Below are 8,443 nucleotides of genomic sequence, written 5' to 3'. Positions count from 1 at the left end.
CCCGTATTCTCTAGGTTCCACTTAATTCATAGGTGAGTTAAATTTGTTCGATTGGGTTGTTCCAATCGTGTTTTGAAGAGTGATTTATAGAAGTGAGTTCGAGTTGAATGAAAACTCCCGTTGTTGATTTGTGGCTATGTTCTCTGAGTAACTTGAATGACCAGCCAGACATTGTATCTCAGCTCAAAAAGAGACTGACAACCGACGAGATAGCCAAAGTTGAACGCTATCGAATGCCCTCATCTCAGACTCAAGCTTTGTATGTTCGAAACTACCTAAGAAAGGTGCTGTCTAGCTATTCTGATTTGATGCCTGAAGCGTGGCGCTTTGAATATGGTGAGAAAGGGAAGCCAAGATTAATTGAGAAACAACAAATAGAAACCGGCCTGAATTTCAATATCAGTCATAGCAAAGAACATTTGTTAATCGCAGTTTGCCAGAGAGAAGGGAAGTCACTTCAATTAGGCGTCGATATCGAACATGCCAGAAGCTCGACCAATATCGACTCGATCATGAAGCACTATTTTTCAGATACGGAATTGACGGATTTACTTAAGCTCAACAAAGAAGAACAAAGAGAGCGCTTTTTCGATCTGTGGGCGCTGAAGGAGTCGTATATCAAAGCGACGGGCAAAGGGCTAGCCACATCGTTGCGAAGCTTTTCGTTTGATTTCTCCAATCTGACGGAGCAAACACTGTCACTTCACGCTTCGGATTTTCAGCCAAACTTGCCGGATGAAATTAGATTGCATGGTGAAATCAGCATATACAGTGGAGTTGGGTTGGATGTTACTGAGCAAACCGAGAGTTCTACAGATTGGCAATGTTGCTTAGGGCAGTTGGATGAGCAGTATCGATTTGCGGTTACGCTTGGTGGGGTGAGTCTTCTAATGCAATTAGAGATGAGAACTTTTTCATCGTCTCATCTCTTTTAAGCGAGTTTGGTGAGATGAAGTTAGTTCGTTTCGCCAAGCATCGCTTTTAATACTTCAGCAGGCACGGGCTGCAGTTGCTTGTCTTTGTCTAGGCAAACCATTTCGATATCACCAATCACAGCAGGTTTGGTTGCATCTTTACGCCACACTTCTTGTCGCCATAGCGTTTTGTATTTGCCATCAAGTTCAAAAGAGGTTCGGATGTCGCAGATCTCAGCGAATTCAACCCCATCTTGGAAAGTCATGTTGGCTTTATACACCGCAAAACCTAATCCATGTTCATTCCACAATGTTGCCAGTTTATCGCTACCCAATACATGTTCGCGTGCACGCTCAAAGTACTTTAGAAAGTTAGGGTGATAAACCACACCTGAGTGATCGGTATCTTCGTAGTAAATTTGTACTGGGTGATGGTAGATCTGGCTCATTGATATCAACTCTTATTAAGTAGCGTTGTAGTAAATCTGACTAAGTTGTGCAGCACTCTACAGGATAGGTAGAAATTACTTCAAGGCATCATCGACTATCGAGCTTTTGGTCAGACCTCATTCATTAGTGATGTGTTGGTCAACTCCCACCCATTTACAAATATTCTATGTGTCATTTTCCACCCATTAATTTTTGCGGCGAGTTGATGACTACTGCAGGCCGATATCATGAAGCCTTATGGTTAAAGGGTTGTTAATGGCTTGTGTCAATGTGGCGCGCTAATTGCCTTAGTGAAAGCACGCAGTTCCCATTGAAGGGCTGCTTTGTTTACTAAGGAGAATAATAATGTTTAAGCCTCTTACCCTGCTGTCTGTATCTGCTCTGGCGCTCACAAGTTTTAATGCTGCTGCAAACTGTGACCCAGGTGAAATCGTGATTAAATTCAGTCATGTAACCAATACCGACAAGCACCCGAAAGGCATTGCCGCTTCTTTACTGGAAGAGCGAGTAAACACGGAAATGAATGGCAAAGCTTGTATGCAAGTTTTCCCAAACTCAACACTCTACGATGATAATAAAGTACTGGAAGCCCTGTTAAATGGTGATGTTCAAATGGCGGCACCATCGCTGTCTAAATTTGAGAAGTTCACTAAGAAATACCGCATTTTTGACCTTCCTTTCCTATTTGAAGACGTAGAAGCTGTTGACCGTTTCCAAAACTCAGAGTCTGGCGAAAAGTTGAAGAACGCGATGAAGCGTCGTGGCCTTCAAGGACTAGCGTTTTGGCACAATGGCATGAAACAGATGTCAGCAAACAAACCTCTTATCAATCCTGAAGACGCGGAAGGTTTGAAATTCCGTGTTCAAGCATCAGACGTATTGGTTGCTCAGTTTGAACAACTGGGTGCTAACCCACAGAAGATGTCTTTCAAAGAAGTATACGGTGGCCTACAAACTAAGGTTATCGATGGCCAAGAGAACACATGGTCAAACATCTACGGTAAGAAGTTCTTTGAAGTACAAGACGGCGTGACAGAAACTAACCACGGTATCCTTGATTACCTGGTAGTAACGTCGAACGACTTCTGGAAAGACCTACCTGAAGATGTACGTACGCAACTTGGCACAATCGTTCAAGAAGTGTCTGAGACGCGTAACGCAGAATCTTCAAAAGTTAACCTAGCGAACAAAAACAACATCATCGAAGCGGGTGGTGAGGTTCGTACGCTTACGCCTGAACAGCGTGAAGCATGGGTAACTGCGCTTCAACCAGTATGGAAGAAGTTTGAAAAAGACATCGGTTCAGATCTTATCGATGCAGCGTTAGCTTCAAACCAATAACACCGCTAAAGGAGTGGCGTGCATTTCGCCACTCCTTATTAAAATAACTATAAGCGGAGTCAATTATGGATAATCCTCAAATGGAACAACCAAATTCTAGCGAATCAGCACTGGAAACCTCTCTTTTTTCCAAAGTCGGAAGAGTTACGGATGTGATTGAAGAGTCATTAATCGCATTTTTCCTTGGCGCAATGACGCTACTTACTTTTGCCAATGTGGTGTTTCGATACGCATTCAACGACAACATCTTATGGGCACTGGAACTGACCGTGTTCATGTTCGCTTGGATGGTGTTAGTAGGCGCATCTTATGGCGTCAAAAAGCACTTCCACATTGGCGTTGATGTGATCATTAACCTTGCCCCAGAAAAGCTACGTAAAGTGTATGCGTTAATCGCCGTTGCAAGTTGCCTAGCATTCTCAATCCTACTTCTTATCGGTTCTTGGAATTACTGGTACCCGTTCGCGACTGAGCGCGCTTGGTATGAAACCGATGATATTCCAATGCCAGAGATGCTTCAGTTTCTTGCCGACTGGCTGAATGAAGGCGAGCGATACGAGAAATTGCCACGTTTTATTCCTTACATGGCACTGCCGATTGGTATGGCAATGCTGACGTTCCGATTCATCCAAATCGCTTATCAAGTGGCGACGGGCAAACTTGACCGCATGATTGCAGGCCATGAAGCTGAAGAAGAGCTGGATGCATTGAAAGCTGATGTTTTAGCGGGTTCTGATGAAGACGCGACAGCGGTATTGGATTCGACTAAGCCAAACAAGGCGAATGAGTCGGGTACAAAATCTAACGGTAAGGAAGACTAATCATGGCAATGTTATTTCTATTTTTAATGGTAATTGCTTTCATGTTGGTCGGTGTGCCAATTGCGATTTCCCTCGGTTTATCAAGCGTCATATTCTTATTGATGCATTCAGATGCTTCTTTGGCATCCGTTGCACAAACGCTGTTTAATGCATTTGCAGGCCACTACACACTCTTAGCGATTCCTTTCTTTATCTTGGCCTCTAGCTTTATGTCTACTGGCGGCGTGGCGAAACGTATTATCCGTTTTGCTATTGCAATGGTGGGTTGGTTCCGCGGCGGTTTAGCAATGGCATCGGTTGTGGCGTGTATGATGTTCGCAGCGTTATCTGGGTCGTCTCCAGCAACGGTAGTGGCAATCGGTAGTATTGTTATCGCGGGCATGATCAAAAACGGCTACACAAAAGAGTTCGCGGCAGGGGTTATCTGTAACGCGGGTACGTTGGGTATCTTGATTCCACCATCTATCGTTATGGTAGTTTACGCTGCGGCGACGGATGTATCTGTGGGTCGTATGTTCTTAGGCGGCGTTATTCCTGGCCTGTTGGCGGGTGTGATGTTGATGATAGCTATCTACATTGCAGCACGTATTAAGAAAATTCCTGCACAGCCATTTGTGGGCTGGGGTGAGATGTTCGCAGCCGCGAAGGATGCGAGCTGGGGCTTGTTGCTGATTGTTATCATTTTAGGTGGTATCTACGGCGGTATCTTTACTCCGACAGAAGCGGCGGCTGTTGCAGCGGTTTACGCGTTTTTTATTGCCAACTTTATCTACAAAGATATGGGCCCGTTTGCGGACAAGAAGAATACAAAGCCTGCTTTGGTGAAAGTGTTCCAAACGTTTTTCCATAAAGACACCAAAGACACGCTCTATGATGCGGGTAAGCTGACCATCATGTTGCTGTTTATTATTGCCAATGCTCTGATTCTTAAGCATGTACTGACAGAAGAACGTATTCCTCAGATGATCACGGAATCGATGTTGTCTGCAGGTTTAGGTCCAATCACCTTCTTGATTGTGGTGAACGTTCTACTCTTGATTGGTGGGCAGTTCATGGAGCCATCAGGCTTGCTGATCATCGTTGCTCCGTTGGTTTTCCCAATTGCAATTGCACTGGGTATCGATCCAATTCACCTTGGTATCATGATGGTGGTGAACATGGAGATAGGGATGATAACACCGCCTGTGGGGCTCAACTTGTTTGTGACCGCAGGGGTCGCGAAGATGTCGATGATGAACGTAGTAAAAGCCGCACTGCCATGGGTTGGCGTGATGTTCTTATTCTTGATTATCGTAACGTATGTGCCTTGGGTATCAACATGGTTACCAACCACATTGATGGGGCCGGAGATCATAACCAAATAGCGGTTCGTTCTATGTGATTAGAATTGAAAAAGTCTTATTGGAATAAAAAATGAGGAGGTCACTAGACCTCCTCATTTATATTTCTACCGCGACTCGAATGAGGGTTAATCTGCTCATACAGTGCTCGCTTCGCTTCTAATTCTGGTGTGTTTAAGTCGACATGCTGATCGGTGTAGTAGATACCGTCTATCTCAAACGTATCAGTAATCGATGGTACTTTCGTTTTCTCACCCATACCTATTTCCTTATCCTATTTATTGCATAACATCCTGTTATCAAAATAAGTATAGGTGATCTTGCTCGCAAATCTAATCTAGTTTTGTTCTACCTTATAAGACTCTTTCGTGAGCTGGTGTTTTTGCATCTTATCGTAGAGTGTTTTTCGGGGAAGCTGTAGCCTTTCCATTGTCTCTTTTATGCTACCGTTACACTCAATAAGCGCTTGCTTTAACGTGTTTTTTTCAAAATCAGAGACCAGCTCGGTGAGTGACATTTCATGTGCGGTGTCTGTGCTGTTCTCTGACATGTGAGAAAGCTTACCTAACAACACAAAACGTTCTGCAGTATTACGTAATTCACGTACATTTCCCGGCCAATCATGGGCTAGAAGCTCATGGAGCTGCTTTTGTGGAAGCGCAGGGGCTGTTTTCCCATAGCGAGCTGCAGCAACAAGTAAGAAGTGGTGAAATAGTGCAGGGATGTCTTCTTGGCGGCTTCTTAACGGCGGTAAATCTAAGGTAACGACATTGAGTCGGTAATAGAGGTCTTGTCGAAACGTCCCTTCTTCAGCGGCTTTCTTTAGATCGATTTTGGTGGCGGCAATCACACGAATATCGAGAGGCACCAAGCTATTGGATCCAACTCTCTCAATCACGCGTTCCTGCAATACACGCAGTAGGCGTATTTGTGCCTGCATTGGCATGGATTCAATTTCATCTAAGAATAGGGTTCCGCCTTGAGCAAATTCAAATTTACCGACACGTTTGCTTTCTGCTCCAGTAAACGCGCCTTTCTCATGTCCATACAGTTCGCTTTCAATCAGGTTCTCTGGAACCGCACCGCAATTGACGGCGACAAAGTTTTGTTCTCGTCGGCTGCTTTGTTCATGCAGGGAACGTGCGACCAACTCTTTGCCTGTGCCAGTTTCACCAAAGAGTAAAATGTCAGCGTTAGTGTCTGCCACATGAGTGATGATAGAACGCAGCTCAGTCATGGATTGTGTGTCACCAATGATTCTTGGTCCAAGTGCTTTACTGGCCTTGAGCGAGCGCTTTAATTCAAGGTTCTCAAGGGTGAGTTGACGTTTATCTATCGCACGCTTAGTTGTTTCGATTAAGCGTTCATTTGCGAATGGCTTTTCAATGAAATCATAGGCACCGTCTTGGATGGCTTGCACTGCCATGGAGATGTCACCGTGGCCTGTGATCATAATGACGGGAAGTTCTTTATCTTTGTGCATCAAGGTATTGAGAAGATCATGCCCTGATATACCCGGCAAGCAAATGTCAGTGATGATGACATGGGGAAGACCATCCGCTTGGATAGCGAGCAAGGCGGATTCTGCATCGGGAAAGAATTCAGCATCGATATCAGCAAGCTCAAAGCTCTGCTCGATGGCCATTCTTAAATCGGATTCATCATCAATGAAATAGACGTGACACATAGTTATTCCTTTAATCTTTTATTTTTATTATTGGTGAAGGTGTACTGGTTTGCTCAGCGACTAATCTGATTCTTTTGTTGGAACGATAGGTAACTCGATACTAAATCGAGCGCCACCTTGAGGGCTGGTACCTGTAATCAACTTTCCGTTAATTCCGCTGATTATTTGTTGAGAAATCGACAGGCCTAACCCAAGCCCATTTTTCTTCGTGGTATGGAAAGGTTCGAAAAAATCACCGTTCGAAGGTGAGGAAAATCCCGGGCCATTGTCATCGATATGAATAAGCAGTGTACTCGTTGTGTCTGTGCTTGGTGGTCGTATCTCCAACAAGATGGACAATTGCTTGTCGTCTTGTTGATCCATTGCTTGAATGGCATTGGTCAGCAAGTTAATAACGACTTGTTCCAGTTGGATAGCATTGGCGACCACACGAACATCAAAAGCATCGGGTAACTCATTAATTTTGACCCTCTCGCTCTTGAGTTGAGGCTTCATCAGTTCTTTTGAGGAATGAAGAACCGGTAAAATTTGCAACGTGTGTAACTCTTCTGCGGTCGATTTCTTGGCAAAAGAGCGAAGTTGGTGACTGATTTTAGCCATTCGATCGGTGAGCGCTGAGATCCGCGATAAGTTGTCATCAACACGGTCTGTCTTTTCTTTGGCGAGAAAAAGTCGGCCATTGTCTGCATAACTGCGAATCGCTGCCAATGGATTATTCAGCTCATGGCTGATGCTCGCTGACATCTGCCCCAGAACGGCCAATTTTGCGGCTTGTATGAGTTCATCTTGGGTTTGTCTGAGTACGCGCTCGGTTTCGATACGTTGCTTGATCTCTATATGAAGCTCAGAGGTTCTTTCGAGCACTTGAAATTCAAGTTTCTGGTTCGCTTCAGACTGCAATCTGTCGATCTGCGCACGCCTTTGTTGACGATGTGTGTTGAGTTGTATCGCCAGATAAATAATGGCGAATACTAAGCTCAACACCACGAGGTAGGCGATCAAATCCCACCAGACTAGGTGAGTTGGAGAGAACACTCTGACGGTTAATCTAGGGTCGGACAGGAAGCGTGAAGAGGTAAAGAACTGTTCCTTTACCAATGGGTGAGACGACTTAATGCTGCTGGTGGCGCTTTCTAAATCGCCGGAGAAATGGAGGCTCTCGATATTGGTATCTAGATATTGTTGGCTTTCTCTAATACGAGATCGCTGCTCTTTGCCCAAAGGTTGGAGGCTTTTGAACAGCCATTCAGGATTACTCGACATAAAAACAATTTGGTCTTTATCGTCAGCAACAAAAAAGCTCTGCTTGCCTTTCCAACTGGCTTCAATCAACGATAAATCCATCTTTACGACAATAACGCCAATAATTTCAGCGGCATAGGATACAGGGTAGGAATAGTAATAGCCGCGTTTTCCTGAGGTCGAACCTAACGCAAAGTATTGGTTTTCATGACCAAGAATGGCTTGTTGGAAATAGGGGCGAAAAGCAAAGTTACGTCCAACAAAAGAGCGCTGTTGATTCCAATTACTGGCCGCAATCGTGGTGCCGATGCTGTCGAGTAAATACGTGTCTGATGCTTGAATGACAGTGTTTACATGGCGTAGGTAGCGATTCGTGAGTTCAATTTGCGCAGAGTTACTGGGTGAATGCAGGGCATCAATCAACTCTTTGTCTTTTGATAATAGCTCTGGAATGTGCGCGAATTTGTCGAGTTGGCTTGAAATATGGACCGAAAAGCGGTCGAGTTTGGATTGATGATCATTTAACAAACTTTGATGGCTGGTGTTCCATACCCAGTGGCCACCGATAATCATCAACAAGCTATAAGTGATCAACAATAAAACAGGCACTCTTAAAGCTTGAAACATGGTGGATCTCCGCTAAATCTG

General features: G+C 44.5%; 8 protein-coding genes. 4 read left to right on the top strand and 4 right to left on the bottom strand.

The annotated features are described in order from the left end of the window. The first annotated feature begins 107 nt into the window (after positions 1-107). Positions 108-935 (top strand): 4'-phosphopantetheinyl transferase superfamily protein, encoded by an 828-nt coding sequence (locus OW495_RS21695; RefSeq protein WP_102513114.1) that lies wholly within the window; start codon positions 108-110, stop codon positions 933-935. Positions 936-955: 20 nt separating this feature from the next. On the opposite strand, the gene OW495_RS21690 is transcribed toward OW495_RS21695, so the two are convergent. Continuing rightward, on the bottom strand, positions 956-1,363 hold the full coding sequence (locus OW495_RS21690) for a thioesterase family protein (RefSeq protein ID WP_016784706.1): 408 nt from the start codon (positions 1,361-1,363) through the stop codon (positions 956-958). Positions 1,364-1,709: 346 nt separating this feature from the next. Between OW495_RS21690 and OW495_RS21685 the strand changes: the two genes are divergently transcribed. From OW495_RS21685 to OW495_RS21675, 3 genes are all read left to right on the top strand, one after another. Further along, the gene (locus tag OW495_RS21685) at positions 1,710-2,705 is read left to right on the top strand and encodes a TRAP transporter substrate-binding protein (RefSeq protein WP_012604509.1); all 996 of its coding nucleotides are present in this window, start codon (positions 1,710-1,712) and stop codon (positions 2,703-2,705) included. A 65-nt stretch (positions 2,706-2,770) separates the two neighbouring features. Beyond that, complete coding sequence (locus tag OW495_RS21680; protein WP_016791994.1) at positions 2,771-3,526, top strand: TRAP transporter small permease; 756 nt, start codon at positions 2,771-2,773, stop codon at positions 3,524-3,526. Between the two features lie 2 nt (positions 3,527-3,528). Beyond that, positions 3,529-4,890 carry a TRAP transporter large permease gene (locus OW495_RS21675; protein ID WP_004736074.1) on the top strand — a complete coding sequence of 454 codons (1,362 nt, stop codon included), beginning with the start codon at positions 3,529-3,531 and terminating at the stop codon, positions 4,888-4,890. Between the two features lie 61 nt (positions 4,891-4,951). On the opposite strand, the gene OW495_RS21670 is transcribed toward OW495_RS21675, so the two are convergent. From OW495_RS21670 to OW495_RS21660, 3 genes are all read right to left on the bottom strand, one after another. Continuing rightward, entirely contained in the window at positions 4,952-5,125 is a 174-nt protein-coding gene (locus tag OW495_RS21670) for a hypothetical protein (RefSeq protein WP_289888313.1), read from the bottom strand. A gap of 78 nt (positions 5,126-5,203) precedes the next feature. Continuing rightward, positions 5,204-6,553 carry a sigma-54 dependent transcriptional regulator gene (locus OW495_RS21665; protein ID WP_065104868.1) on the bottom strand — a complete coding sequence of 450 codons (1,350 nt, stop codon included), beginning with the start codon at positions 6,551-6,553 and terminating at the stop codon, positions 5,204-5,206. Positions 6,554-6,613: 60 nt separating this feature from the next. Next, positions 6,614-8,422, bottom strand: a complete 1,809-nt coding sequence (locus OW495_RS21660) for an ATP-binding protein (protein ID WP_102513113.1) — start codon at positions 8,420-8,422, stop codon at positions 6,614-6,616. Positions 8,423-8,443: the final 21 nt, after the last annotated feature.

Origin of the sequence: Vibrio sp. 14N.309.X.WAT.E.F5 (genome assembly GCF_030397615.1) — a bacterium.
Classification (GTDB): domain Bacteria; phylum Pseudomonadota; class Gammaproteobacteria; order Enterobacterales; family Vibrionaceae; genus Vibrio; species Vibrio lentus.
The sequence above is the reverse complement of the archived record's forward strand: the minus strand, read 5'-3'. Positions and strand labels throughout refer to the sequence as shown.

What these genes read in the sequence shown, in the direction of transcription:
- OW495_RS21680 (WP_016791994.1), top strand. Translation starts at nt 2,771, where the DNA reads ATGGATAATCCTCAAATGGAACAACCAAATTCTAGCGAATCAGCACTG.
- OW495_RS21660 (WP_102513113.1), bottom strand. Translation starts at nt 8,422, where the DNA reads ATGTTTCAAGCTTTAAGAGTGCCTGTTTTATTGTTGATCACTTATAGC.
- OW495_RS21670 (WP_289888313.1), bottom strand. Translation starts at nt 5,125, where the DNA reads ATGGGTGAGAAAACGAAAGTACCATCGATTACTGATACGTTTGAGATA.
- OW495_RS21685 (WP_012604509.1), top strand. Translation starts at nt 1,710, where the DNA reads ATGTTTAAGCCTCTTACCCTGCTGTCTGTATCTGCTCTGGCGCTCACA.
- OW495_RS21665 (WP_065104868.1), bottom strand. Translation starts at nt 6,553, where the DNA reads ATGTGTCACGTCTATTTCATTGATGATGAATCCGATTTAAGAATGGCC.
- OW495_RS21690 (WP_016784706.1), bottom strand. Translation starts at nt 1,363, where the DNA reads ATGAGCCAGATCTACCATCACCCAGTACAAATTTACTACGAAGATACC.
- OW495_RS21695 (WP_102513114.1), top strand. Translation starts at nt 108, where the DNA reads ATGAAAACTCCCGTTGTTGATTTGTGGCTATGTTCTCTGAGTAACTTG.
- OW495_RS21675 (WP_004736074.1), top strand. Translation starts at nt 3,529, where the DNA reads ATGGCAATGTTATTTCTATTTTTAATGGTAATTGCTTTCATGTTGGTC.